The sequence below is a fragment of the Streptomyces virginiae genome (assembly GCF_000720455.1).
GTDB lineage: Bacteria > Actinomycetota > Actinomycetes > Streptomycetales > Streptomycetaceae > Streptomyces > Streptomyces virginiae.
In genome coordinates this window covers 152,281-176,411 of the sequence record NZ_JOAK01000003.1, presented here as the reverse complement: position 1 = coordinate 176,411, position 24,131 = coordinate 152,281, and the positions used below count along the sequence as shown (strand labels likewise).

22 protein-coding genes and 1 pseudogene are annotated in these 24,131 nt (G+C 73.4%); 11 read left to right on the top strand and 12 right to left on the bottom strand.

Going from position 1 to position 24,131, the window contains the following annotated elements:
* Nucleotides 1-17: 17 nt before the first annotated feature.
* Nucleotides 18-1,028 (bottom strand): helix-turn-helix transcriptional regulator, encoded by a 1,011-nt coding sequence (locus IG86_RS0106100; RefSeq protein ID WP_030895291.1) that lies wholly within the window; start codon nucleotides 1,026-1,028, stop codon nucleotides 18-20.
* Nucleotides 1,029-1,121: 93 nt separating this feature from the next.
* Between IG86_RS0106100 and IG86_RS0106095 the strand changes: the two genes are divergently transcribed.
* Nucleotides 1,122-1,520 carry a VOC family protein gene (locus IG86_RS0106095; RefSeq protein ID WP_030818512.1) on the top strand — a complete coding sequence of 133 codons (399 nt, stop codon included), beginning with the start codon at nucleotides 1,122-1,124 and terminating at the stop codon, nucleotides 1,518-1,520.
* A 93-nt stretch (nucleotides 1,521-1,613) separates the two neighbouring features.
* On the opposite strand, the gene IG86_RS0106090 is transcribed toward IG86_RS0106095, so the two are convergent.
* Both IG86_RS0106090 and IG86_RS38395 read right to left on the bottom strand, forming a co-directional pair.
* Entirely contained in the window at nucleotides 1,614-3,680 is a 2,067-nt protein-coding gene (locus tag IG86_RS0106090) for a SpoIIE family protein phosphatase (RefSeq protein ID WP_030895286.1), read from the bottom strand.
* 137 nt (nucleotides 3,681-3,817) lie between these two features.
* The gene (locus IG86_RS38395) at nucleotides 3,818-4,045 is read right to left on the bottom strand and encodes a hypothetical protein (protein WP_037847320.1); all 228 of its coding nucleotides are present in this window, start codon (nucleotides 4,043-4,045) and stop codon (nucleotides 3,818-3,820) included.
* A gap of 427 nt (nucleotides 4,046-4,472) precedes the next feature.
* Between IG86_RS38395 and IG86_RS0106080 the strand changes: the two genes are divergently transcribed.
* A complete protein-coding gene (locus IG86_RS0106080; RefSeq protein ID WP_078905845.1) occupies nucleotides 4,473-5,123 on the top strand; it encodes a DNA alkylation repair protein in 651 nt (216 codons plus the stop codon).
* 159 nt (nucleotides 5,124-5,282) lie between these two features.
* Here IG86_RS0106080 and IG86_RS44150 read toward each other — a convergent pair whose 3' ends face one another.
* Nucleotides 5,283-5,648, bottom strand: coding sequence for a hypothetical protein (locus tag IG86_RS44150; protein WP_244305787.1), 366 nt, complete (start codon nucleotides 5,646-5,648; stop codon nucleotides 5,283-5,285).
* The gene (locus tag IG86_RS44145; protein WP_244305785.1) at nucleotides 5,639-5,851 is read right to left on the bottom strand and encodes a hypothetical protein; all 213 of its coding nucleotides are present in this window, start codon (nucleotides 5,849-5,851) and stop codon (nucleotides 5,639-5,641) included. The genes IG86_RS44150 and IG86_RS44145 overlap by 10 nt, the downstream gene beginning before the upstream one ends.
* 126 nt (nucleotides 5,852-5,977) lie before the next feature.
* On the opposite strand from IG86_RS44145, the gene IG86_RS0106070 reads away from it, so the two are divergent.
* Nucleotides 5,978-6,217: a hypothetical protein gene (locus tag IG86_RS0106070; protein ID WP_030818518.1), complete on the top strand. Its 240-nt coding sequence runs from the start codon at nucleotides 5,978-5,980 to the stop codon at nucleotides 6,215-6,217.
* Nucleotides 6,218-6,757: 540 nt separating this feature from the next.
* On the opposite strand, the pseudogene IG86_RS44140 reads toward IG86_RS0106070, so the two are convergent.
* Nucleotides 6,758-7,990 (bottom strand): annotated as a pseudogene (locus tag IG86_RS44140) (DUF6777 domain-containing protein); the annotation flags it as partial.
* Between the two features lie 57 nt (nucleotides 7,991-8,047).
* On the opposite strand from IG86_RS44140, the gene IG86_RS0106055 reads away from it, so the two are divergent.
* On the top strand, nucleotides 8,048-9,340 hold the full coding sequence (locus IG86_RS0106055; RefSeq protein WP_030818522.1) for a streptophobe family protein: 1,293 nt from the start codon (nucleotides 8,048-8,050) through the stop codon (nucleotides 9,338-9,340).
* 60 nt (nucleotides 9,341-9,400) lie between these two features.
* Here the strand turns inward: IG86_RS0106055 and IG86_RS0106050 are convergent, their stop codons facing one another.
* Together IG86_RS0106050 and IG86_RS0106045 are read right to left on the bottom strand one after the other, a co-directional pair.
* Complete coding sequence (locus tag IG86_RS0106050; RefSeq protein ID WP_030895277.1) at nucleotides 9,401-10,081, bottom strand: hypothetical protein; 681 nt, start codon at nucleotides 10,079-10,081, stop codon at nucleotides 9,401-9,403.
* A 5-nt stretch (nucleotides 10,082-10,086) separates the two neighbouring features.
* Nucleotides 10,087-12,456 (bottom strand): FHA domain-containing protein, encoded by a 2,370-nt coding sequence (locus IG86_RS0106045; protein WP_030818526.1) that lies wholly within the window; start codon nucleotides 12,454-12,456, stop codon nucleotides 10,087-10,089.
* A 179-nt stretch (nucleotides 12,457-12,635) separates the two neighbouring features.
* On the opposite strand from IG86_RS0106045, the gene IG86_RS0106040 reads away from it, so the two are divergent.
* From IG86_RS0106040 to IG86_RS0106020, 5 genes are all read left to right on the top strand, one after another.
* Nucleotides 12,636-13,664: a cation diffusion facilitator family transporter gene (locus tag IG86_RS0106040; protein ID WP_030895275.1), complete on the top strand. Its 1,029-nt coding sequence runs from the start codon at nucleotides 12,636-12,638 to the stop codon at nucleotides 13,662-13,664.
* A gap of 30 nt (nucleotides 13,665-13,694) precedes the next feature.
* On the top strand, nucleotides 13,695-14,216 hold the full coding sequence (locus IG86_RS0106035; RefSeq protein ID WP_030895273.1) for an NUDIX hydrolase: 522 nt from the start codon (nucleotides 13,695-13,697) through the stop codon (nucleotides 14,214-14,216).
* A gap of 48 nt (nucleotides 14,217-14,264) precedes the next feature.
* Entirely contained in the window at nucleotides 14,265-15,515 is a 1,251-nt protein-coding gene (locus tag IG86_RS0106030) for a Tm-1-like ATP-binding domain-containing protein (protein WP_030895270.1), read from the top strand.
* Nucleotides 15,516-15,668: 153 nt separating this feature from the next.
* On the top strand, nucleotides 15,669-17,294 hold the full coding sequence (locus IG86_RS0106025; protein ID WP_030895268.1) for a serine/threonine-protein kinase: 1,626 nt from the start codon (nucleotides 15,669-15,671) through the stop codon (nucleotides 17,292-17,294).
* Complete coding sequence (locus tag IG86_RS0106020; protein ID WP_030895265.1) at nucleotides 17,291-17,902, top strand: hypothetical protein; 612 nt, start codon at nucleotides 17,291-17,293, stop codon at nucleotides 17,900-17,902. Before IG86_RS0106025 ends, IG86_RS0106020 begins: the two co-directional genes overlap by 4 nt.
* Here IG86_RS0106020 and IG86_RS0106015 read toward each other — a convergent pair.
* Entirely contained in the window at nucleotides 17,880-18,152 is a 273-nt protein-coding gene (locus IG86_RS0106015; RefSeq protein ID WP_045936872.1) for a DUF6191 domain-containing protein, read from the bottom strand. The genes IG86_RS0106020 and IG86_RS0106015 overlap by 23 nt on opposite strands.
* A 166-nt stretch (nucleotides 18,153-18,318) precedes the next feature.
* Nucleotides 18,319-19,608, bottom strand: coding sequence for an ATP-binding protein (locus IG86_RS0106010; RefSeq protein ID WP_030818541.1), 1,290 nt, complete (start codon nucleotides 19,606-19,608; stop codon nucleotides 18,319-18,321).
* A gap of 162 nt (nucleotides 19,609-19,770) precedes the next feature.
* On the opposite strand from IG86_RS0106010, the gene IG86_RS0106005 reads away from it, so the two are divergent.
* On the top strand, nucleotides 19,771-21,225 hold the full coding sequence (locus IG86_RS0106005) for a glycosyltransferase family 39 protein (protein WP_030895262.1): 1,455 nt from the start codon (nucleotides 19,771-19,773) through the stop codon (nucleotides 21,223-21,225).
* Between the two features lie 164 nt (nucleotides 21,226-21,389).
* Nucleotides 21,390-22,166, top strand: coding sequence for a trypsin-like serine peptidase (locus IG86_RS0106000; RefSeq protein ID WP_030895259.1), 777 nt, complete (start codon nucleotides 21,390-21,392; stop codon nucleotides 22,164-22,166).
* Nucleotides 22,167-22,209: 43 nt separating this feature from the next.
* Here IG86_RS0106000 and IG86_RS0105995 read toward each other — a convergent pair whose 3' ends face one another.
* On the bottom strand, nucleotides 22,210-23,418 hold the full coding sequence (locus IG86_RS0105995) for an acyltransferase family protein (protein WP_078848384.1): 1,209 nt from the start codon (nucleotides 23,416-23,418) through the stop codon (nucleotides 22,210-22,212).
* Nucleotides 23,419-23,638: 220 nt separating this feature from the next.
* Entirely contained in the window at nucleotides 23,639-24,130 is a 492-nt protein-coding gene (locus tag IG86_RS0105990) for an NUDIX hydrolase (RefSeq protein ID WP_030818549.1), read from the bottom strand.
* Nucleotide 24,131: the final 1 nt, after the last annotated feature.

Sequence of the window (24,131 nt, the reverse complement as noted above, 5' to 3'; positions counted from 1 at the left end):
CGCCCTGGGTGGCCATCTCACGACATCGGTTCCTCGCGGTCAGGCTCGGCGGCGTAGGACGTCAGGCGTTGGGCAAGCGCGATGACGAGGTCGCGGAGTTCATCGGGGCGCTCGATGACGAACGGCCGGTCGAGTGAGGCGAGTACCGGGGGCAACCAGTCGAGCCGCTCCACCCGGAGCTCGACGCGCAGCCAGCGCTCGGTCGCGTGGTCCTCACCGGCCGCGGACTCGTGCTGCTCAAGGTTCGCGACACTGGCCGGAAGGTGGGCGCGGATCTGCTCGACTGTGCCGTGGATCCGCAAGGTCACCTCATGCCGGTACTCGGCCGTGGCGAACCCTGACAGCACGCGCTGTTCCGGATCGGGCCCCCCTGGCGCTTCGAACGAGCCGGGCAGGGTCCGCGCGTCTGCGATGCGATCGAGCCGGAACGTTCGGTCCTCGCCGATCCGGGCGTCCTTGCCCGTGACGTACCACCGGCCCGCATGGGCGACGATCCCGTACGCGTGCAGGGTGCGTTCGCTGCGCCGTCCGTCACGGTCGGTGTAGCGGATCGAGACCGGTCGGTGGTGGCGCACCGCGTCGGCGATCGTGAGCAGGACCCCGGCGTCCGGGGTGTCGAACTCGCCGGGCCGCTCCGTGAAGGCGAGGGCTTCCAGGAGTGTGTCGAGCCGACGGGCGATGTGCTTGGGCAGCACCCGCCGGATCTTCGCCGACGCCGTCTCGCTTGCCGTGCGCTCCGTCGTCGTCAGCCCTGCTCGGCGGCCCGCGACCAGGCCGAGCACCACGGCCAGCGCCTCGTCGTCGCTGAGCATGAGCGGAGGCAGGCGGTAGCCGGGAGCCAGCCGGTACCCGCCGTAGCGGCCACGCACCGACTCCACGGGCACGTCGAGGTCGATCAGCTGGTCCACATACCGGCGCACGGTGCGCCCTTCGACGCCGAGCCGGTCGGCGAGCTCGGCCACCGTCCGGGTACCGCCCGACTGCAGCAGCTCCAGCAGTGTCAACACGCGGCCGGTGGGTCGAGGCATGTCCGCAGCCTAACGCGAATACAGGACCGATTCTGTCCACTATTTCTCCTAGCCTGCGACGAGCACGCACCCGGCACAGCCAAGGAGATCCCCGTGAACTTCGTCTCGATCCGCATCATCACCAGCGACGTCACACGCCTCGTCGACTTCTACGAGCGAGCCACAGGGGCTCGGGCGACGTGGGCCACCGAGGACTTCGCCGAACTCAAGACCGCGGGCGCCACCCTCGCGATCGCCGGCACCCGCACCGTCCCGCTGTTCGCCCCGGGCTCTGCCCGCCCGGCGGACAACCACAGCGTCATCACCGAGTTCCTCGTCGACGACGTGGACCGCGTGCACCAGAATTTGACCGGCTTCGTCACCGACTTCGTCACCGAGCCCACCACGATGCCCTGGGGCAACCGGTCGCTGCTGTTGCGCGACCCCGACGGCAACCTCGTCAACTTCTTCACCCCCGTCACCCCGGCGGCCATCGAAAAGTTCGCACGCTGACGCCACCGACACCCCGTAGGGAGTGTCCGCAAAGTAGCGTCGGCCACCCGGAGGCCGGACCCCGCCGCGCAGGCGGGACTTTGCGGACACGACCTAGTGCTGCGGCGGGGGCAGGGCGAACTCGCACCAGACGCACTTGCCGCCGCCCCGCGGTTCCACGCCCCACGCGTCCGCGAGTTGTTCCACCAGCATCAGTCCGCGCCCCGAGACCGCCCAGTCCCCCGCCTCGCGCCGCCGCGGCAGTGCGCTGCTGGAGTCCTCGACCTCGATCCGGATCCGCCCCTGGGGCGTGATCCGCATGCTGATGTGGCCGCCGCCGTCCGTGTGGACCAGGGCGTTGGTCATCAGCTCGTCCGCCGCCAGCTCGATCTCGTCGGCCCGGTCCCGCGCGCCCCAGGCGGCCACCGCCGCCCGGATGAGGTGCCGGGCCAGGGCCGGGGCCTCGGCGTCCCCGGGGTCCAGGCGCTGGCGCAGCGGGCCGCCGCCCCGCCCGGTGGGCGTACCGCGGCGGCGCAGGACGAGCAGGGCCATGTCGTCCCCGCCGCCCGAGTCCCCGACGAGGTCGCACAGCACGTCGGCGAGTTCGTCGACGTCCGCGGGACCGCTGTGGATCGCCGCCATCAGCTCGCGCATGCCGGTGTCGGGGTCCGCGCCCGGCCGCTCGATCAGGCCGTCCGTGCACAGCACCAGGGTGTCCCCCGGGTGCATTTCCAGGCTGGTGACGGGGTAGCCGGAGCCCGCGGCCGCCGACGGTTCGGGGGGCGGCAGCCCGAGCGGCAGTCCGCCCGCCACCTGGATCCGGTGGCAGCTGCCGTCGCCGCGCCGCACGACCGGGTCGAGGTGGCCGGCGCGGACGATCTGGAGCATGCCGCTGATGAGGTCGACCTCGGCGTACGTGCAGGTGGCGAAGCGCTCCGTCTCCAGGTCGCGCAGGAACGCGGAGGCGCGGGCCATCGCCGCGCCCGGCGTGTGTCCCTCGACCACGTACGCGCGCATCACGATGCGCAGCTGCCCCATGACGGCGGCCGCGTCCGTGTCGTGGCCCTCGACGTCACCGATCATCACACCGACCCGGCCGCCGCCGAGCGGCACCACGTCGTACCAGTCGCCGCCGATGTCCCTTCCCATCCGGGCGGAGCGGTAGCGCACGGCGATCAGCGCGCCCGGCACCGCGGGGATCCGGCGGGGCAGCATGGCCCGCTGGAGGCCCTCGGCCAGGTCGTGCTCCTGCTCGAAGAGGATGGCGCGCTGCAGGCTCTGGGCGACGCCGCTGCCGAGCGCCATCAGCAGGTTGCGTTCCTCGGCGGTGAAGTCGCCGTCCCGCTTGTAGAGCAGCCCCAGGGCGCCGACGGGCCGGCCCTGGGCGATCAGCGGCAGGTAGACCCCGCTGCGGACGTCCAGCGGCTCGATGTACGGCCACAGTTCCGGGTAGCCCTCCTGGAACTCCTCCCGCGAGACGATGAAGACGGGCTGCATGGTGCGTACGGCCACGCTCATCGGGAACTGCGCGTCGATCCGCGTGTACTCGATCTCGGGGACGTACGTGCCGAGCTGTCCCTCCGCCACGAGGTGGATGCGGCCCCCGTCGACGACGCCCAGCATCACGCTGATGGCGCCGAGGTGGCCGAGGGCCTGGGGGTCCTTGAGGACGTCGGTCACGTCGTTGACGGTGCGGGCGTGGGCGAGGATGGCGGTCGTCCGCTCGACGACGCCGGTCATCCGGCGGCGCCCCTCGTCCTGCTCGCCGGCGGCTCCGGGCTCGCCGGGGTCGTGGGCGGCGTCGCGGAGGATGCCGATGACGCGGTACGGGCGGCCGCCCGGGTCCCGCAGGATGTGCCCCTGGATGTGGGTCCAGGCCGGTGTCCCGTCGCGGCGGCGGCTGCGCACGTAGGCGCCGTAGTGGCTCCGGCCGTCCTTGATCGCCTGGGCGACCCGGGAGTCGAGCCGGGCCTCCTCGGCGGGCGCGATGCGTGCGCGGAGCCCGGCGGGGGTGCCGCTGTACTCGTCCGGGCGCAGGTCGAGAACCTCGAGGGCGGTGGGATCCAGGTGCATCCGCCCGCTGTCGAGGTCCCAGTCGAAGGTGCCCATGCGGTTGAGCGCAAGGCTCGTGTCCGGCCGCGCGGGCCAGTCGACCTCGGGAACGTCTCCCCTACGGGCCATGCAGCCAGGGTCTCACCGTCCCCGGCCGGTGTCCCCGTGGGGTGGGCCGGCAGTGGGGGGTGGGCCGGCAGTGGGGATCGCCGCGCGGACACGCCGCTGTGCGGCCCGTCGCGCGGGCCGCACAGTGTGCTGTGGTGTCAGCAGTCGTGGCCGTAGCCTCCGCCACGGTAGTCGTCGTCGTCATCGTCGTACCAGCCGTGGTGGTGGCCGCCCCTGTCATGGTCCCAGCCGCCGCCACTCACGTACGTGACGGACTGGGTGGGGGTCGCCGCCGAGGCGGTACCCGCGGCGCCCAGGGCGCCGCCGGCCATCAGAACGCCGATGGCGGACACCGCGAAGAGGCGCTTGACTCTCGTTGCTCGCATGGTTGAGAACCCTTCTCGTTGCTACGGCACGAAAATTTGTTCTTCCTCCTCACGCAAGGGATGTTCATGGCTGCACCTGTGGCCGTACAGATTTCATGAATGCGCGCATCCCCCGTCAACGCGGCCTCGTTGGGCCACGGACCTTCGGGGCCGGTGCGATATGTCGCACGCCTCGCGCTCCGGCGTGTCACCGCGGGTAAAGGGTGTGATTCCCGCAGTTGCCACAGCTACCTACGGATGATATTAGTCACCGCCCCGCCGATCGGCATCTCGGGCGGGGACGGAATCCACCCGCTTTCCGCGGCAATTCCGGTGCATCGGCCAACTATGCGGGGCGGCCGCACGTCACCGCAACGGACTAGGCTCGGGAAGCGAGGGAGAGGTGGCTGAGGTGGCTGAGGTGACCGGGACGGCGCCGGCCGATGTGATGGCCGAACTGGCCGGGCTCGAGGACCCGAAGGCACGTGCCGTGAACGAGAAGCACGGTGAGGACCACGGTGTGAACCTCGGCAAGCTGCGCGCGGTGGCGAAACGGCTGAAGACGCAACCGGAACTGGCGCGCGAGCTCTGGGACACGCAGGACACGGCGGCGAGGCTGCTGGCACTCCTGATCTGCCGCCCGAAGGCGTTCGAGCGTGAGGAGTTGGACGCCATGCTGCGGGGGGCGCGGACGCCCAAGGTGCACGACTGGCTCGTGAACTACGTGGTGAAGAAGAACCCGCACGCGGAGGAGCTGCGCGTGGCCTGGTTCGCCGACCCGGATCCGGCGGTCGCGAGCGCCGGCTGGTCGCTGACCACGGAGCGCGTGGCGAAGAGGCCGGAGGGGCTGGACCTGTCGGGACTGCTCGACGTCATCGAGGCGGAGATGAAGGGCGCCCCGGACCGCCTGCAGTGGGCGATGAACCACTGCCTGGCGCAGATCGGTATCGAGCATCCGGAGCACCGCGCCCGCGCGATCGCCGTCGGCGAGCGCCTGGGGGTACTGAAGGACTACCCGACGTCCCCCGGTTGCACGTCCCCGTTCGCCCCGGCCTGGATCGCCGAGATGGTCCGCCGATCGGCCCCGCCGGTGGCGTGAGGCCGGTGACGTCACCGGTCCGTGCGGCGCGACCGGCTCGCCAGGTGGGCGAGTTCGTTTCCCGCCCCCCGGCATTCTCCCGGCGGCCGGACCTGCGCCCACCCCGGTGCCTCAGGCGGAACCCCGCAACCGGCCCTCGCCCAGGCCGAGTCGGAGCGCTCAGGCCGGTTCGTCCGCGTCGTGGACCAGCAGGGCGATCTGAACGCGGTTGTCGGCCCTGGACTCCGCGTCCGCCTCGGCCAGTTCGGCGAGCGCCCGCAGCGAGGCGATCAACTGCCCGCGCGAGCGCCGGAACAGTCCCCAGCCGACGGCCCCGGCGATGAGGGCGAAGTAGGTCAGGGCGGAACCCGCCCGGTCCTCCGGCATGTCGGGCAGCTGCCACAGGAAGACCGGCAGCGGGGCGAAGACCGACGCCGCCACCCATGCCGTGGCCCGCCACGGCATGGTCGCGGCCACCGTGAAGACCGCCACCATCGCCGGTCCGGTCATGTAGTGCGTCTGGCTGCCGGCCAGGATCAGTGCCACGGCCAGGGGCACCGGCCAGCGCCGTCGCAGGAGGAGCGCGGCGCATCCCAGCCCCCGGCCACCTGGTCGAGGGTCCGCCATGCCTGGCCGAGGCCCTCCGGCACCGGGATGGACTGCGAGCTGACGGCGGCGAAGCAGGCCGCGAAGGGGACCACCCCGAGGTCCACGGCCCGGTCCCGGCCGGTGCGGTGAATACGGCGCATGTCCGGGAAATCTACGCGGGCCCGCGCGCCCGCGGACGTCCGAGACGGGCATCAAATACTTAAGTACGACCCCGCGCAGCCTTCGGACGGATCCGCCGTCGTACGCGCCGCGCCTACGGTCGGACCATGACCTCCACCCATCCCAAGTCCCCGCTGGCAGCCGTGACGGGGCTGCTGAGCTTCGTCCTCGTCCTCGGCGGCGGGAGCGGCCTCCTGCACGAGTGGCTCGGCTGGATCCACTTCATGGGCTTCGTCCGCTTCCTCGTTCCCGACGGCTACGAAATCTACGGCTACGTCGTCATGGTCGCCCTCGGCGTGGCGGTGGGCGCGGCGGGTGACTCGCTGACCCGCCGCGCCCGGACCTGACCGGTGCTCTGCCACCGGTCACCGGTTCCCGCCGTCACCGCCGTTCCCGCCGTCACCGCCGTCACGGCCGTTCCCGCCACCGTCCTCGCGGGGCTGGTCCTGCGGCGGCGGCTCGATGGCCGTACGTGCCGGTTCCGGCTCCGGCTGCGGCGCGACCGGTGACTGCGGAGCTGCGGACCTGGTCGGCACGGAAGGCGTGCGGTCGGTCGGGCGCGGCGTCCGCGTCGGCAGCGAGGGCGTGCGGTCGGTCGGCTGGGGCGAACGAGCCTCAGAGGGCGACGGTGACAGCTTCGGCGAGGGCGATGCCGCCGGGGACCCCGAGGGGGAGCCCGACGGCGACGGAGGTTCCGACGGGGACCCCGAGGGCGGCTTGGACGGAGAGGGCGACGCCTTCTCCGTCGGCGAACCCGACGGCGAGACCGAGGGCGACACCGACGGCGAGGCCTTCGGGGAGGGTGTCGGCGAGACCGACGGGGATCCCGAGGGAGACGTCGACGGGGACTGCGAACCCGAGGGCGACTCCGACGCAGACTTCGACGGGGACCCCGACGGCGGCTTCGACGGCGACTTCGAGGGGGACTCGGAGCCGGAGGGCTTCCCGGACGGGGATGTCGAGGGCGACTTCGAAGGCGACTTGGACGGCGGCTTCGGCCCCGTGTGCGAGGGCGACTTCGACGGCGGTCCCGGCGGCTTCGGCGGCTTCGGCCCGGTGTGCGTCGGCGTGACCCACGGACTCGGCGTGGTCGGCGGCGTCGGGATCACCGGCGGCGGGATCGGCCGGTCTGGCCGCCTCTCCTGGTGGTGGCCCTTCTCGCGCTCGAACCAGTGCCGGTTCTGGTGGTCGTAGATCACGATCTTCTTCACGGGCTGCACAGCCGGTGCGATGACGACGACCTTCGCCGGCTGGTACGAGGGCCACGTCTGCCCGTAGCGCTTCGGGGCGGCCTTGAGCGGCACCGGCGGACCGAGCGGGTTCCCGCACGCGCAGCGCACCCGCGGCACGCCGCGGTCGTCCACGAGCACGGCCGTTCCGGCCTGCAGTACGGCCTGGTAGCTGGTGACCTTGCCGTTCTGGAAGCCGTGGTTCGTGACCCGGGTGTCCAGCCGCAGCTGCACCGGGGTGAGCGAGCGAAGGTACTGGGGCACGGCCGTCGGCTGGATGCCGAGCGTCGCGGCGAAGGCCGCGTTCTTGGCGGGCTCCGCGGCCAGCACCTTGATCTGCTTCTCGACGTCGCAGCTCGCCACGTCCTGGGTGCCCCCGTACACGCCCGGGGCGGAACCGCTGACGCTCCGGGTGCCCGTGGTGGTGCCCTGGGTGGTGGGAGCGGCGCCGGTCCCGCTGGGGGACGGCGCCGGGCTCTGCGGTGGCGGGCTCTCCGGTGGCGGTGCGTCCTCCTTCACCACGGTGGACTCGGTGAAGGGGTCGGGGCCCGCGGCCGCGGCCGGCTGGAGGAACACCTCGCCCCCGGCGCTGGGGGCGCCGCCGGGCCGGGTCAGCACCACCGCCAGGGCCACGACCGCGACCACCGCGACGAGAGCGGTGGCGAGCCGTGGAACGGACCGCCACCAGGGAGCCTTGTCCGGCCCCGGACCGCCGGGACCGCCGGGACCGCCGGGACCGCCGGGCGGCCCGGTCGGGGGCGGGGGCGGCGGTACCTGCCGCCCGCCCGACAGCGGCCCGGAAGGCGGCCCCGTGGGTCGCTCTGACGACGGCTGCCAACCGGAGGAATGTGTGCTCACGGGCTCTTCTTCCCAGGAGGAGGGAGTTCCCATCGGACCATTGTGTGCGCCGTCCGGGTGGTGCCCGCAAGCCGGGAGTGCCACGGTTGCATGGTGAGCCAGACGCCCAGACCAGCATCGACCGGGGGCTCCGCGAGGGCCTGGCGCGACGCCCTCGTCACCGTCGTCGCGGGCTTCGCGGCGATGACCGCGGTGGCCGCGGCCGGCCTCGCGTGCGCGGGCGCCGGCGACCTCCCGGAAGGGGCGTTCCCGCACGTGCTCGCCGCGGTCGTCGTGATGGCGGCCGGCGGTACCGTGGAGGTGTCCGGCGACGCCGGCCTGCTGGCGGGCGTGGACGCGAGCCTGGCGGTGCTCCCGCTCTCCGTGAGTCTGGCGGGCGCCCTCGCGGCCGGCTACTGCTTCCTGCGTCCGCTGCACAACCGGGCCGTGGCCAGGCCCCGCGAACTCGTCGGCCGGGCCGTCCCGTTGGTCGTGCTGTGGCTGCTCGCGCTGCTCGCCGCCGCGTTCCTGGCCCGGCAGGACTTCGGCATCTCCGCCGACGACCCCACCGTCGCGGTGATCGGTGAACTCCTTGACTCCGCGCCGACGGTGGGCTTCCGCGCCGACGTGCCCGCCACCCTGCTGTTCGGACTGCTGTGGATCCTGGGCCTGTTGCTGATCGCCCTGCTGGTGTCGCGCAGGGCACCGCTCCCGGCCGGCCTGGTCCGCTTCCACACGGCGGTGCGTCCGGCCGCCTTCGCCACGACCCTGCTGCTCCTCTCGTACGTCGTGATCGGCGTCGTCGTGGCACTGGTGGTGGCCGCGACCCGGGGGGACGCCGGCCGGACCCTCGCCGTGGTCCTGCTCGGGTTGCCGAACCTCGTCTGGTTCGCGCTCACCCTGGGCTTCGGCGGAGCCTGGGAGGCCCGGGTCGAAGGGGCCTTCGGGCTGCCGATGCCGCAGCTGCTGGACGAGGTGCTGCGCGATGCCGACGGGGCCCCGGTCGACGTGGCGTCGTTCGCGGCGCGCGACCCGCGGGCGTGGTGGCTGGTGGTGGTGGCCGCCGTCCTGCTGCTGGGCACGGGTGTACTGGCGGCCCTACGGTCCCCCGCGCACGTCCGGCCCTGGCAGCACGCGCTCCATCTCGGCGCGGCCCTCGCCCTGGCCACCCTCGCGGTCTGCCTGCTGTGCCGGGTCCAGGCCGAGTACGGGCTGTCCCTCCTGGGCATCGGCGAGGTGGACGGCCTCGGCGGACAGCTCGTACTGAACCCCGTGCTGTGGCGGACGGTCGGCCTCGGGCTCCTCTGGGGTGCCGTGGCGGGCTTCCTCGGCGGCCTCCTGGCCCGCCCGCTGCACCGGCGCGGGCGGGTCGACGCGCCCGCCGCGGCGCCGGCTCACGGCTGACCCGCGCCCGTCGGCGGATGCCGTCCGCTCAGCGTCGCGCTTGCCTTCACTGCACTTGCCCTACTGCGCTTCGGGGTCCTGCGTGTCCACGATCCGGGTCGGGCCGGCGGTCGGGGCGGCCTGCCGGCCGGGTCCGCCCGCGTCCGGTCCGGCGGGCGGCGCATCGGGCCCCGCGCCGGCCCCGCGGCCTTCCGGCTCGGCCGGCGGCGACTGGGGCCCGTGGGTGTTTCCCGGCCCCTCGGTCACCGCGTACGTCGCCAGGCGCGTCCCGTCGCCGTACATCCACCGTCCCGAGGCCTCGTCGTAGAGCCAGACCGACTCCCCGTCGACGACGACGCCCGCCCGCAGCCCGCGCAGGGACCGCCGGAAGGCGTCGGTGTCGGCCCGGCCGGAGGCCAGTTCGTCCACGGCGTGCCGGTAGCGTTCGAGGGCGTCGGCGCCGCGCGCGAGCAGCGGCCTGGGGTCCTCGGCGCGTACCGACGGCCGCTCCCCCGTGGTCGGCGGCGGCTGCGGAACCGCGATGAGCAGCCGCCCGTCGACCCAGGCGCTCCATCCGTTGGCGCAGAGGATCTCCCCCCACTCCCCCCTTCGCGACAGCAGCTGGACGGGCAGGAAGGCGTCCAGGGCGGCGGTCGGCCGGGAGACGTCGGGGGCTTCCCATGCGGACAGCCCGGGGGGCGGCACCACGTGGGTGGGCCGGAAGTCGGCCACGGCGATCCCGGAATCCATCGAGCTGCTCATGAGGCCTACTTCCGCATGATCACGGGCTCGTGCCGGCGCAGCAGCCTCGCGACCAGCACCCCGAAGAGGACGGACAGGACCACCAGCATGCCCAGGTTCAGCAGCCACACCGCGGGCGTGTGGGCGAACAGCGGGTCGTCGGTGAGGGTTCCGGGCACGATCGCGCCGAGGTCGATGGTGCCCGCCATGGCGCCGAGGGCCCAGCGCGAGGGGACCAGCCAGGCCAGCTGCTCGATCACCGGCACGCCTTCGAGCTGCAGCAGCGCGCCGCAGAAGACCACCTGCACGATGGCGAGGAGGACCAGCAGCGGCATGGTGACCTCCTCCTTGCGCACCAGGGCGGAGATCAGCAGGCCGAGCATCATGGCGGTGAACGCGAGCAGTGCCACCGCGATGGTGATCTCGAGGAGGGGGTCCATGATCACGCCGTGGCCGCCCGGGGCGCTCAGGTCCACGCCGTAGAGGGCCACCAGGGTCAGCACCACGGCCTGGGCGACGGTGACGGCGCCCAGCACCACGACCTTCGACATCAGGTAGGCGGAGCGGGACAGCCCGACGGCCCGCTCCCGTCGGTAGATGATCCGTTCCTTGACCAGTTCGCGCACGGCGTTGGCGGCTCCGGTGAGGACCGCGCCGACGGACAGGATGAGCAGGGCGTTGATCGCGGTCTCCTGGGTGAGCCTGCTGCCGGCCAGGGCGCGGGCCATGGCTCCCATGACGAAGGGCAGCGCGATCATGATGGCGAGGAAGGTCCGGTCCGCGGAGAGTGCCGCCGCGTAGCGCCGGACGAGGGTGGACAGCTGGGAGCCCCAGCTCTGTGCCTTGGGTGGCGGGGCGTACGCGGCCGGGGCGGCCGCCGCCCGGCGGTCGGCGCCGTGCCACGGCTGGCGGGAGGCGCCCAGGACGTAGGTGCGGTGGGCCGTCGAGGCGGCGTACTCACCGGCCCAGTCACGGCCCGGCTGGTTCTCGAATGCTTCGAAGGCCTCCGGCCACTGGTCGGCGCCGAAGTAGCCGAGGGTCTCCCCGGGCGGTCCGTAGTAGGCGATGCGGCCGCCCGGGGCGAGGACCAGCAGCCGGTCGCAGACGTCGAGGCTGAGGACGCTGTGGGTGACGACGATGACGGTGCGGCCGTCGTCGGCGAGGCCGCGCAGCATGTGCATCACCGAGCGGTCCATACCCGGGTCGAGGCCGGAGGTCGGCTCGTCCAGGAAGAGCAGGGAGGGCTTCGTGAGCAGCTCCAGGGCGACGGACACCCGTTTGCGCTGGCCGCCGGAGAGGCTGTGGATGGGCTGGGCGGCCCGCTCGCCGAGGCCGAGTTCGCCGATCACCTCGTCCACCCGGGCCTGGCGTTCGGCCTTCGCGGTGTCCTGCGGGAAGCGCAGTTCGGCGGCGTAGGCGAGGGCGCGCCGGACGGTGAGCTGGGAGTGCAGGATGTCGTCCTGCGGTACGAGGCCGATGCGGCTGCGCAGTTCGGCGTAGTCGCGGTAGAGGTCGCGGCCGTCGTAGAGGACGGTGCCGCGGTCGGCCGGGCGCAGGCCGGTGAGAGCGCCGAGCAGGGTGGACTTGCCGGCTCCGCTGGGGCCGATGACGGCGAGCAGGCATTTGGCGCCCACCGGGAAGGAGACCTCTTCGAGGAGGGTCTTGCGGCCCCGGTCGACGGCGACGGTGAGGCCCTGGACGTCGAGGGTGACCTCGCCGGTGTCCTCGTACTCCTGGAGGCGGTCGCCGACGAGGCAGAAGGCCAGGTGGCCGATGCCGACGATGTCGCCCTCGGTGAGGGGCGCCGTGCCGGTGACGGGGGCGCCGTTGAGGTAGGTGCCGTTGTGGCTGCCGAGGTCGGCGATCTCGTAGGTGCCGTCGGCGAGGGCCCGGAGTTCGGCGTGCCGGCGCGACACGTCGAGCTCGTCGATGACGAGGTCGTTGTCGGTGGCGCGGCCGATGCGCACGGCGGTACGGGCGGGCAGCGGGAGTACGGCGCTGGGCCGCCGGAAGGTGGTGGTCATCGACGGGTTGGACACCCTGGCCGGCCCGGCGTCGGCGCTTCCCGGTCCGGGCCCGGGGGCGTTGAGGACGGCCCGGGGGCCGTCCGTCACGTCGCCGAAGCGCAGTTCGCTGCCGGCGCCGACGCTCCACTCGTGGACGCGGTGGCCGTCGGCCCAGGTGCCGTTGGTGCTGTCCTCGTCCTCGACCGTCCAGTGGTCGCCGTCGGGGCGCAGGACCGCGTGGTGCCAGGAGACGCGGGCGTCCTCGAAACAGATCTCGCAGAGCGGGTCCCTGCCGACGTGGTACGTCCGGCCCGGGCTCATCGGTGTGGAGCCCGTGTCCGTCTCCAGGACGAGCTCGGGCGCGGTCGGCACACCGGGGCGCTGGACCATGAGCAGATTTTCCCACGATCACACCTCCCCGGCAGCGGCCGGACAAAACCGCAGGTCAGAGGCCTCTTATGGGTAATGACAACGGTCCCCGTTGCAGCCTTTGCCAGTCGCGCCGGGGTGCGCTTCACTTCACGCGACGGAACCGAACAAACGGCTGCCGCGACGAGACGGGGGATGTCATGAGCGGGCATGACCACGGGCACGACGGCCACGGGCACGACGGCCACAGCCACGGCCACGGGCCCGGGGGCCACAGCCACGGCGTGGCCGCAGACGCCGACCGGTGCTGGCTGGCCATCGCGCTCGGCCTGATCGGCGCGTTCATGGCCATCGAGGTGGTCATCGGCGTCATGGCCCACTCCCTGGCCCTGATCTCCGACGCCGCCCACATGCTCACGGACGCCGTCTCGATCGTGCTCGCGCTCATCGCGATGCGGCTGGCGGCCCGCCCCGCCCGCGGTGGTTTCACGTACGGCCTCAAGCGCGCGGAGATACTCTCCGCCCAGGCCAACGGCCTGACGCTGCTCCTGCTGGCCGCGTGGCTGGCGTACGAGGCGGTGCGCCGGCTGATGGACCCGCCGCCGGTGGAGGGCGGGCTGGTCCTGGTGACGGCGCTCGCCGGCATCGTCGTCAACGTGGCGGCGGCCTGGTGCATCTCGCGGGCGAACCGGTCCTCGCTGGCGGTCGAGGGGGCCTACCAGCACGTCCTGAACGACCTGTTCGCCTTCATCGGGACGGCCGTCGCCGGTCTGATCGTCATGACGACCGGGTTCCGGCAGGCCGACGCGATCGCCACGCTGGTGGTCGTGGTCCTGATGGTGAAGGCGGGCTACGGGCTGGTCCGCGACTCCGGCCGGATCTTCCTGGAGGCCGCGCCCGCGAACGTGGACCCGGACGCGGTCGGCGACCGGCTCGTCGGACACCCGCCGGTCACCGAGGTCCACGACCTGCACATCTGGACGATCACCTCGGGGCAGGCGGCGCTCTCCGCGCACGTGCTGGTCGAACCGGCGGGCGACTGCCACGCCGTACGCCGGGAGCTGGAGCGGCTGCTGGAGAAGGAGTACGGCATCACGCACACCACCCTCCAGGTGGACCACGCGCAGGACTCCCTGCTGTCGGTCGGCCGGCGGGGCGAGGCCCCCTACGACCCGCACTGCGCGGACGCGCACGGGCCGGTGCACCGCGAGGGCCCGCACGATCACTGACCGGCGCCGGTACGGGGCATGTATGGGCCCATGACGTACAAGCGCAGCGCCGGACTGCTCCTCTTCCGGCGGACGGGGGACGGCTCGCGGCCGGAGCCCGGGAACGGGGCCGGGGTCGAGGCCGGGGCCGGGGCCGGGGTCGAGGTCCTGCTCGGGCACATGGGCGGCCCGTTGTGGTCGGGGAAGACCTCCGGGGACTGGGCCATCCCCAAAGGGGAGTACGGGCCGGAGGAGACTCCGCGCGACGCGGCCCGCCGGGAGTTCACCGAGGAGATCGGCCTGCCCCCGCCGGAGGGCGAGTACCTCCCGCTCGGCGAGGTACGCCTCTCCAGCGGCAAGCTGGTCACCATCTGGGCGGTGGAGGCGGACCTCGATCCGGCGCTCATGGTGCCGGGGACCTTCACCCTGGAGTGGCCGCCGCATTCGGGGAACGTACAGGAGTTCCCGGAGCTGGACCGGGTGGCCTGGTGCACTCCCGAGATGGCCCAGAACATGCTGATCCCGTCGCAACTACCCTTCCTGGAGCGGTTGTTGGTGCTGCTGAAGGCTTGACCAGAGCTCGTACTTGCCAACATCCGCGCCTGCCTGGACATTGCACGTATGACGAACGTCGTGCTGGTGGGAACCCTGGACACCAAGGGTGTGGAGTACGGCTGGCTGCGCGAGAGGCTGCTGCGCGCCGGCGTCGAAGTGGTACTGGTCGACACAGGAATCATGGGCGAACCCCGGGTGGCCGCGGACGTGACGCGCGCCGCGGTGGCCCGGGCCGCCGGAACCGAACTGTCCCTTCTGCGATCGGCCGCCGACCGGGGCGCGGCCGTGACCACGATGGCCCGGGGCGCCGAGGCGACCCTGTTGCGCCTGCACGCCGAGGGCCGGCTGCACGGAGTGCTCGCGATAGGCGGCAGCGGCGGAACCTCCATCGCCACCCGGGCGATGCGCGCCCTGCCGCTGGGCGTCCCCAAACTGATGGTCTCGTCCATGGCGTCCGGGGACGTCGCCCCGTACGTGGGCTCCTCGGACATCACGATGATGTACAGCGTGGTGGACATCGCGGGGATCAACAGTGTCTCCGAGCCGATCCTGGCCAACGCCGTGGCGGCCGTCGCCGGGATGGCCGGATCCTTCGCCCGCGCCGGGGCGGACCGCCCGCCCCGGCTGGGGGCGGGCCCCCGTCCGCTGGTGGCGGCGAGCATGGCGGGCGTGACCACGTCCGGCGTGGACGCGGCGCGCGAACGGCTGACCGAGCTGGGCTACGAGGTGCTGGTCTTCCACGTCAGCGGCACCGGCGGCCGCACCCTGGAGACCCTGGCCGGCCAGGGGGTGTTCGCCGGGGTCCTCGACCTCACCCTCAGCGAGCTGGCCGACGACCTGTGCGGGGGGATCCTGACCGCGGGGCCCGACCGGCTCAGCGCGGCCGGACGGGCCGGTGTGCCGCAGGTGGTGAGCCTGGGCGCGCTGGACATGGTGAAGTTCGGCCCGCTGGAGTCCCTGCCCCAGCGGGTCCTGGACCGGGGCGTCCACGTCCACAACCCGTCGATCACGGTCATCCGCACGAGCCGGGCGGAGTGCGCGGAACTCGGCCGCCGGGTGGCCGCCAAACTCCGTGCGGCGACCGGCCCCACGGCCGTCTGCGTCCCGCTCCGTGGACTGTCCACGCTCGGCGCGCCGGGCGGCCCGTACCATGACCCCCGCGCGGACCGGGCGCTGTTCTCGGCGCTGCGCGAGGGCTTGCGGGGCAGTGCCGCGCGGCTCTACGACTACGACACGCACATCAACGATCCGGCCTTCGGGCGGGCGGCCGCCGACCGGCTGCACGCCATGATCGGCACGGTGTCGGCCGCGGCCTGAGACACCGGCCGCGGTCGGGAACCGGCCGTGGCCGGAACCACGTCCCTTGGGGAGTCCGGTACGGGGCGGGCCGGTGAGCGGCCGGCCCCGTACCGGCCGCTGACATGGGCGGTTCGACGCAACACGGCAGGCAGCAGGCAGGGGGCAGGAACGATGAACGACACTCGGGCGGCATGGTCGGTCCCCGGTTACACGCAGGTCCGCGAGCTCGGCTCGGGCGGCAGCGGCCGGGTGGTGCTCGCCGTCCACGACGCCACGGGCACGGCGGTCGCGGTGAAGTACCTCAGCGACCGTCTGCGCGAGGACCCGGCCTTCGTCGGGGAGTTCCGGGCCGAGGCCCGGCTCCTGGGCGGGCTGGAGTCCCCGTACGTGGTGCGCCTGTACGAGTACGTGGAGGCGCCCGGCGGCGCGGCCATCGTCATGGAACTGGTGGACGGCATCTCCCTGCGCTCGCTGCTGAAGCAGTCCGGGCGGGCCGACGCCGAGGCGGCGCTGGTGGTCCTCAAGGGGTCGTTGCTCGGACTGGCGTCGGCACACCGGGCGGGCGTCGTCCACCGGGACTACAAGCCGGAGAACGTGCTCGTCGCGGCCGACGGCTCGTCGAAGCTGGTGGACTTCGGGATCGCGGCGAACCGCGGCTCCACGCCCGGTGTCGCCGGCACCCCCGCCTACATGGCACCCGAGCAGTGGCAGGGCCGGCCGGCGTCGCCCGCCGCCGACGTGTACGCGGCGACGGCGACCTTCTTCGAGTGCCTGACCGGGCGCAAGCCGTACGACGGGGAGAACTTCGCCGAACTGGCGGTGCAGCACATCGAGGCGCCGGTGCCCGAGACGGAGGCCCCGGAACCCGTGCGGCCGCTGATCCGGCGCGGCCTCGCCAAGGCACCCGAGCAGCGGCCGGAGAACGCCGAGGCGTTCGTGGCCGAGCTGGAGGACGTGGCGCTGGCCGCGTACGGGCCCGAGTGGGAGGAGCGCGGGCAGCGCAAGCTGGCTGCGCTGGCCGCGCTGCTGCCGCTGCTGTTCCCCTCGGCGGGCGCGCCCGCGGCGGGCACCACCGCGGTGGCGACGACGAAGCTGGACGGCGGTTCGGGCTGGGCCCCCGGCAAGCGCGGCTGGATCGCGGCGGGGGCGGCGCTGGTCCTCGGCGCGGTGCTGGTGTTGACGACGGACGCGATCGGCGCGGCCCCGGGCGGGGCCTCGGCGCTCAGTGCCTTCGCCACGACGAGCGCGGCCCCTCCCGGGTCGGCCTCCCCCACTCCCGGTGAGTCGGTGTCCGCTTCCACGTCGCCGGGCCCGAGCGCCTCGGCCTCGCCGAGCCCCACGCCGTCCGCGTCGGCCTCCGCTTCGGCTTCGGCCTCGGCCTGGCCGTCGCTGTCGCCGAGCCCCACCACCCCGACGCCGACGGTCAGCTGGTCCCCGACGCCGACGCCCACGCCGACGCCGACGCCGACCCTGCGGGTCACGAACGTCGCCGTGTCCCTCAAGACCGGTGTGTACCGGGGCGATGCGGCCGTCACGGTCTCCTCCCAGGGCACCGGGCCGGTGACCGTGGTGGTGGAGTGGTTCCTGGGCGGAGCGCAGGGCTCGTTGTCCGTCCCCGACGGCACCGAGTCGTTCACGGTCCAGGCCGGCTCGACCGTCACCACGAACAGGGTGCACACCTTCAGCCGTGACCGCGGCTGCTACGGCGGCGTCCGGGTGACCACCAAGCCGGCCGCCGGCAACAAGTCCGCGTCGGCCTCGCAGTACCTGCCGCGCTGCGTGGAGGTACCACGATGACCGACTCCCGCGCCCCCGAGGGCGACGACTACAGCGCGACCGTGCTCGGGAGCCACTGGTTCAGCGGACCGCCCGCGCCGGCCGGGGCGGTGGCACCCGACCGCGTCGAGGGGTCCGTGCTCCGGTTCGGGCCCGGCGTCACCGCCGCCATGCCGGCGCCGTTCCCGCTGGACGCGGCCGTGGCGGTGGCCGCCGTGCCCCGGCGGCGGCGGGGCGCCGGGCTGCGCCGGTACACGCTCGCCGCGGTCGTGCTGGCGGCGGTCCTCACCTACCTCGGATGGCAGCGGTTCGGGCCCGGGATCGAGGTCCGGGACGTGGCCGTGACCACCGATCCGGCCGGCCCGGCGTGCGACGCGACGGCCGACGTGGTGGCCGTCGTGGGCACCGACGGGCGGCCGGGGACGCTCACCTACCGCTGGGTCCGCAGCGACGGCACCCGGTCCGAGGAGCTGACCGAGCGGGTGCCGCGCGGGCAGAGCGAGGCGCGGCTGCACCTGCTGTGGACGTTCCGGGGGACGGGCAACTACCAGGCGAAGGCCGAGCTGCAGCTGCTGTCGCCGGCGCAGCGCACGGCTTCCGTGAACTTCACGTACCGCTGTACCCGGTAGCCGGGAGCCGGATGACGGCCCGTCCGCCGTCGAGGTCCACCCGGGAGCGGGGCGGCGCGCCGTCCTCCTCGTCGTCGCGCATGACCAGGGCGCTCTGCCGCTCCCTCAGCTCGTTCTGCTTGCCCGGCGAGAAGCCGGCGTGCAGCTGCTCGAACCCGGTGGAGGCGATCTGCCGCTGGCGACCGCCCATCCGCCAGGGCAGCGGTCCCGCGCGACCCGCCCGCACCAGTGCCATGTCGAGGAAGGCCATCGCGGTCAGCAGCAAGGCCAGCCCGGGGAGGGTCAGAAGATGACGAAGCCCATGCCCCGACGGTAGCCGACCCGGCCGCCCGGACCCCTGACGGGGCCGGGCACCGGCGTCGGTCCCGTCCCCCGCCGCAACCGGGGGACGGAGTACACAAGCGCGGTTCGGCGGTTCAGAAGCGCGCGTGCGCGGTGATGTCGGCCTCGAACTCGCCCGTCATCGCCGGGGTCACCGTCGGCCGGCACTGCCGGACGGCCTCCAGGTAGTCCGCCGTGGTCGCGCCGAGCTGTGCGGCCGCCGCGCCGCGCGCGCCCACCGCCTCCAGGTCCCGCTCGAAGGACACCTGCGCCGCGATCCGCGCCGCGTGCTCGATGTCGGCGGGCGTGAACAGTTCGGTCGCCTCGACCAGGGCGCTGACGTCGACGTCGGCGCGCCCCGCCGTGTAGCGGGCCCAGATCGCGGCGCGCGCCCCGGCGTCCGGGGTGCCGATCGGGATGAGGTAGTCGAAGCGGCCCGGGCGCAGGAAGGCCGGGTCGAGCGAGCGGATGGAGTTGGTGGCGCAGACGAGCAGCCGTTCGTCGCCCTCCCGGAAGCCCGGTATCAGTTTGAGCAGCTCGTTCGTCACGCCGTGGATCCCGCCGGGCTGCGCGGGCTCGGTGCGCACCGGGGCGATCTCCTCCACCTCGTCGATGAAGACGAGTACGCGCTCCAGTTCCGCGATCCGGGCGAAGGCGTCGCGCAGCGCGGCGGCCAGGTTGCCCTCGTCGGCGAGGCGCGAGGGCAGCAGTTCGACGAAGGGCCAGCCGAGCCGGGAGGCGATGGCCCGCGCGAAGGTGGTCTTGCCGGTGCCGGGCGGGCCGAAGAGGGTGATGGCGCGCGGCGGCCGCACTCCGTGCGAGGCGGCCCGTTCGGGTTCGGCGAGGGGCAGCACCACGCGCCGCTCGATGAGGTCCTTCTCCTTCTCCATGCCGGCGACCTTGGACCACAGGCCGTTCGGCAGGAAGCGGCCGCCGAGGTCGTCGAGGAGGCCGGCGGCCGGTCCGTGGAGCGGCTCGGTCTTCTCGAAGTAGGCGACGGCGGGCTGCCGGGTGTAGCCGGCGTTGAGGAGGCCTTCGCCGAGCAGGTCCTCCTCGGGCAGGACGTAGGCGATGCGGCCGACGCGGGCGGCGATGAGCCGCCGTTCCAGTTCGACGAGCAGGGCGCTGGCCAGGCCCCGGCCGCGCCAGCCGGCGGCGATGGCGATGCGCATGACCCAGGCGCGCTCCCCGGTGACGCAGGCGAGGGCCGCGCCGATGGGGACGCCCTGGTGGACGGCGACCACGCAGGGCTGCCGGCCGGTCAGTGCGCTGATGCACTCGGCGAGCGAGAAGACGGACTCCTGGCCGAGTTCGGCCGTGGTGTCGATCAGGTGGACCACCGCTGCGAGATCGCTCTCGCGGTAGTCGTGGATGAGCCAGTTCACCGGGTACCGCCCCTCGTTCGTGCTCCTTGCGGCCGAGGCTAGGGGCGGGCGGGCCCGTCGATCTCGCTCCGCGGTGCACAACAGGCGGTCGGGAAACCCTCCGTGGCGTCCATAGACTGGTGGCTTCCGCCCGAACGCCAGAGCGAGGACCCCAGCACCTTCATGCGTTGCCACATACCCGCGGCCCGACGCGGGCCCCTCCTCTGCCTGATCCCCTTCCTGTGGACACTGGCGTTCGGTCTGTGGGGGCTCTCCCGGCAGGACAGCGTGTGGCGGGACGAGGCGGCGACCTGGCAGGTGGCCGGCCGGCCGGCGGGCGAGATCTGGCGGATGCTCGGGAACGTCGACGCCGTCCACGGCCTGTACTACCTGCTGATGCACGGCCTCTTCGAGGTCTTCGGTGCCAGTACGACGACCCTGCGCCTGCCGTCCGTGCTGGCGATCGCGGCCGCCGCGGTGTGCGTGGCGGTGATCGGGCGGCGCCTGGCCGGCTTCTGGGCGGGGCTCGGCGGCGGCCTGGCGCTCGGGCTGCTGCCGGCCGTGCAGTTCTACCTCCAGGAGGGCCGTCCGTACGCGCTGGTCGCGGCGGGGGCCGGGGTGTCGGCCCTGCTGCTGGTGTCCCTCCTCGACGACCGGACCGGCCGGCGGGCGTGGCCGCGCTGGACGGCGTACGGGGCGGTCGTGCTGGTGTGCGCGCTGCTGAACTGGCTGTCCCTGCTGGTGCTGCCCGCGCACGCGGCGACCCTGTGGTGGGTGCGGGCGGGGCGCGGCGTGTGGCTGCGCTGGGCGGCGTACGGCTCCGCGGCGGTCTCGGGGGCGCTGCCGCTGGTCCTGTTCAGCCGGGGCCAGTCCGACCAGGTGTCCTGGATACCGCCGCTCACCTGGCACATGCTCATCGGCCCGGGGATCCTGCTGGCGATCGGCGCGCTCGGGGCGTGGGCGGACCGGCCGGACCGGTCGCGGCTCTCGGTGGCGGCGGTGGGGCTGCCGCTGCTGGCGGTGCCTCAGCTCGGCCTGATCGGGCTGTCGCTGGTCCAGCCGCTGTTCCTGGACCGGTACGTGCTGTTCACCATGGTGGGTCTCGCGCTGCTGATCGGTGCGGCCCTGGGTGCTGCCGTACGGGCCTGCGCGCCCCGGTTCCCGAAGGCGTCGGCCCTGCTGGTGCCGGGGCTGGTCGGGGTTTCGGTACTGGCCCTGCTGCCGGTGGAGCTGGGCAAGCGGGCCCCGGCCAGCCGGGTCGACGACGTGCTGGCGGTGGCCGGCGAGGTGGCCCGGCTGAAGCGGGACGGGGACGCCGTGCTGTTCGTGCCGGCGGCGCGGCGGGACACGGCGCTGGTCTCCCCGAAGGCCTTCACGGGCCTGACGGACCTGGCGCTGGCCGAGGGCCCGGTGGCCTCGGCCACGCTCAAGGGCGAGGAGGCGCAGCCGGCGCGGATCCGGGAGGCGCTGCTGGAGCAGCGGCGGGTGCTGCTGGTGACGGACTCGGCGAAGGTCGCGAAGGCTCCGTCGGCGGAGCGGGACAGGGCGAAGGCGGCGGTGCTGCGGGAGCGGTTCGCGGTGGTGGAGGACCGGCAGGTGCGGGGGCGCCGGGTGACGGTGTACGAGCGCCGCGACTGACGTGCGCGGCGGTGCGCGCCGCGGGCGTCTCGTCCGGGGCTGTGCCGTTCGGAACCGTCTCGTCCGGTCATGGCCCGGGTTTCACAGCGCGTTCACGGGATTCACAGGAGATTCATACGGAACTCCGTCCTCCGGTCATAGGTTCGGCGGGCAGGGTGGAAATCATGATCCCCGACGTGCTCCCCCGAACGGCCCGGCGCTCCCGTGCGCGGCGGGCATCACGGATCCTGCTCGCGCTGACCGCGATGGCCGCGCTGATCGGTGTGGACCTGCCCGATGCCGCCTCCGGGCCGCCGCTCGGCGTCACCGCGTGGGCCCGGCCCGGCGCCGAGGCCGACCGGGTGGGCGCCCTCTTCGCCGACGGCCTCGACGACGGGCACTTCTGCACCGCGGCGGTGGTGCGCAGCGACGACCGCGACGTGATCGCCACGGCGGCCCACTGCCTGGAGAAGACGGACACCACCGTCTTCGCACCGGGATACCGGGACGGGGACGCCCCGTACGGTCTGTGGAAGATCACCGGCGTGTTCGTGGCGCCGGAGTGGACCGCCGGGCAGGACCCGGACGCCGACATCGCCTTCGCGACGGTGGCCCCGGTGGACGGCGGGCAGACCCGCCGCGTCGAGGACCTCGTGGGCGGCTTCCCCGTCGCCGCCGAGCAGCCCTCCGGAGCCAGGGTGACGGTCATCGGCTACCCGAGGACGATGGAAGCCCCGCTGCGCTGCGCCAACGGCACCGACCTGCTCTCCCCGACCCAGCGCCGGATCGGCTGCCCCGATCTCAGCGGCGGCACCAGCGGCAGCCCCTGGCTGGTGGACGGCGCGCTGGCCGGGGTGCTCGGGGGCTACGAGGGCGGCGGGTCCGTGCCGGAGATCTCCTACAGCGCGGTGATGGGCGACCAGGCGGTGGAGCTGTACCGGGAGGCCGCCGTCGACGGCTGACGGCCGCCGGCCGGCTGACGCCGCCGGTGGTGTCGGCAGGACCTCAGGAGCGGACGGCCGGGACGCGCTCCGCCTCGGGCGCGGACGGCTGCGCGGGGAGCCGGCCGAGCGTCCCCGGACACGGGGTGCCCGAGCGGATGTCCTGCACCCCGCGTCGCAGGCTGTCGCGCAGCAGCCGGCCCAGCGGGCGTTCGACGAGCCGGTGGACGAGCCAGGCGATGGCCACCATGGCGGCGGTCACCCCGAGGGCCAGCGGGACGGGCGCGACGTCGCCGCGGAAGTGGTGGATGGCGGTCAGCCCGGCCATCATGTGGATCAGGTAGAGCGGGTAGGTGACCGCTCCGGCCTGCGGGAGCCAGCGCCACTGGACGTGGTCGAGGGCGCCGAGGGCTATGGCCGCCATGAGGGCGAAGCCGAGCACGATGATCACGTGGGCCGGCCAGGCGGGCGTCTGCTGGGTGGCGCTCCGGCCCAGGCTGGAGATCATGCGGGCGTGCACGTGGTGCTGCGCGAGGAGGAACTGCACGCCGACGACGGCCCACAGGACGGCGTTCGGCCGGAAGCGGCGCATCAGGTAGAAGGCGATGCCGGCGATGAAGTACGGGGACGCCGACGACACCGCGAAGAAGGACAGCAGACCGCTGTCGACGGTCGGTGCCACGACGCCGGCGAGGGTCCAGGCCCCGCAGAACAGGACGCAGTTGCGGTAGGTCACGCCGCGCATGACGACCAGCGCGAACAGTACGTAGAACTTGAGCTCGACGAAGAGCGTCCAGTACGCGTCGTCGACATGGGGGACCCCGACCCCCGCCTGGAGCATCGAGAGGTTCACCACGACGTCGCTGAACGACGCGACCTTGCGCACCTCGGGCCAGTTGAACAGCACGAGTGAGGTGAAGACCACCGCCGCCCAGTAGGCGGGGAAGAGCCGGGAGGCCCGGGAGACCGCGAAGTCACCCACGGTGCGGCCCCAGGCGCTCATACAGATCACGAAGCCGCTGACCAGGAAGAAGATCTCGACGCCGAGCCAGCCGTAGACGGCCAGCGCGTGCGCGACCGGGAAGACCCCCTCGGCCGGTTCGCCCCAGGCGCTGTCGAGGGCCGCGTAGTGGTAGAAGAGGACGGAGAGCGCGGCGAGGACCCGGATGCCGTCGAGGGCCGCGAGGCGCGGGCCCGGTGCTCCGGCGCGCGGGGCGCCGTCCCTCGGGCGCCCGCCCGTCCTCGATATGCCGGCCTTTCCACCTGCACTCATTCCTTGACCCCCGATGGATGTGTGACGGTCCCGGTCGGACCCGTCGGATCTGCGGAACCTTACAGCGCACGCGCGGCGGGTCCGGCCGACGCCCGTCGTGACCGGCACGACACCCGCCGGGACACGGCCCAGGGAGTGTCCGCAAAGTAGCGTCGGCCGCCCGGAGGGCAAGCGCGCGTGCCGGACCCCGCCGCGCAGGCGGGACTTTGCGGACACTCCCCTAGGGTGTGTCCGCGATCGCGGCGGGGACCTCGAACCAGGTGGGTTCGTCACGCAGGGCCCGGTGGATCCGGTCCAGGGCGAAGGACTCCAGCGGTGGCAGCGCGTCCACGTCGAACCAGGCCACTTCGAGTGACTCGTGGTCGTTGGCCCGTGCCTCGCCGCCGGTGGCCCGGCAGCGGAAGGTGATGTCCTGGAACTGGCAGACGTCGCCGTTGGGGTAGGTGATCGGTTCGAGCATCTGGACGAGGACCACGCGCTCGGGCACGCAAGTCACGGCCGTCTCCTCGTACACCTCGCGCACGGCGGTCTCGCCGGGCTGCTCGCCCGGCTCGGCGATACCGCCGACCACGGACCACCGCCCGGTGTCGGAGCGCCGGCCGAGCAGCACCCGGCCCCGGTCGTCGAGGACGATGGCCGTGACCCCGGGCAGCAGGAGCAGCTGGTGTCCGGCGGACTCACGGATTCGCCGGATGAAATCAGGTGTGGTCATC

Coding starts and splice junctions, on each gene's coding strand:
- IG86_RS0106100 (WP_030895291.1), bottom strand. CDS start 1,028: ATGCCTCGACCCACCGGCCGCGTGTTGACACTGCTGGAGCTGCTGCAG.
- IG86_RS0106090 (WP_030895286.1), bottom strand. CDS start 3,680: ATGGCCCGTAGGGGAGACGTTCCCGAGGTCGACTGGCCCGCGCGGCCG.
- IG86_RS38395 (WP_037847320.1), bottom strand. CDS start 4,045: ATGCGAGCAACGAGAGTCAAGCGCCTCTTCGCGGTGTCCGCCATCGGC.
- IG86_RS0106080 (WP_078905845.1), top strand. CDS start 4,473: ATGGCCGAACTGGCCGGGCTCGAGGACCCGAAGGCACGTGCCGTGAAC.
- IG86_RS44145 (WP_244305785.1), bottom strand. CDS start 5,851: ATGCGCCGTATTCACCGCACCGGCCGGGACCGGGCCGTGGACCTCGGG.
- IG86_RS0106070 (WP_030818518.1), top strand. CDS start 5,978: ATGACCTCCACCCATCCCAAGTCCCCGCTGGCAGCCGTGACGGGGCTG.
- IG86_RS0106055 (WP_030818522.1), top strand. CDS start 8,048: ATGGTGAGCCAGACGCCCAGACCAGCATCGACCGGGGGCTCCGCGAGG.
- IG86_RS0106050 (WP_030895277.1), bottom strand. CDS start 10,081: ATGAGCAGCTCGATGGATTCCGGGATCGCCGTGGCCGACTTCCGGCCC.
- IG86_RS0106045 (WP_030818526.1), bottom strand. CDS start 12,456: ATGGTCCAGCGCCCCGGTGTGCCGACCGCGCCCGAGCTCGTCCTGGAG.
- IG86_RS0106040 (WP_030895275.1), top strand. CDS start 12,636: ATGAGCGGGCATGACCACGGGCACGACGGCCACGGGCACGACGGCCAC.
- IG86_RS0106035 (WP_030895273.1), top strand. CDS start 13,695: ATGACGTACAAGCGCAGCGCCGGACTGCTCCTCTTCCGGCGGACGGGG.
- IG86_RS0106030 (WP_030895270.1), top strand. CDS start 14,265: ATGACGAACGTCGTGCTGGTGGGAACCCTGGACACCAAGGGTGTGGAG.
- IG86_RS0106025 (WP_030895268.1), top strand. CDS start 15,669: ATGAACGACACTCGGGCGGCATGGTCGGTCCCCGGTTACACGCAGGTC.
- IG86_RS0106020 (WP_030895265.1), top strand. CDS start 17,291: ATGACCGACTCCCGCGCCCCCGAGGGCGACGACTACAGCGCGACCGTG.
- IG86_RS0106015 (WP_045936872.1), bottom strand. CDS start 18,152: ATGGCCTTCCTCGACATGGCACTGGTGCGGGCGGGTCGCGCGGGACCG.
- IG86_RS0106005 (WP_030895262.1), top strand. CDS start 19,771: ATGCGTTGCCACATACCCGCGGCCCGACGCGGGCCCCTCCTCTGCCTG.
- IG86_RS0106000 (WP_030895259.1), top strand. CDS start 21,390: ATGATCCCCGACGTGCTCCCCCGAACGGCCCGGCGCTCCCGTGCGCGG.
- IG86_RS0105995 (WP_078848384.1), bottom strand. CDS start 23,418: ATGAGTGCAGGTGGAAAGGCCGGCATATCGAGGACGGGCGGGCGCCCG.
- IG86_RS0105990 (WP_030818549.1), bottom strand. CDS start 24,130: ATGACCACACCTGATTTCATCCGGCGAATCCGTGAGTCCGCCGGACAC.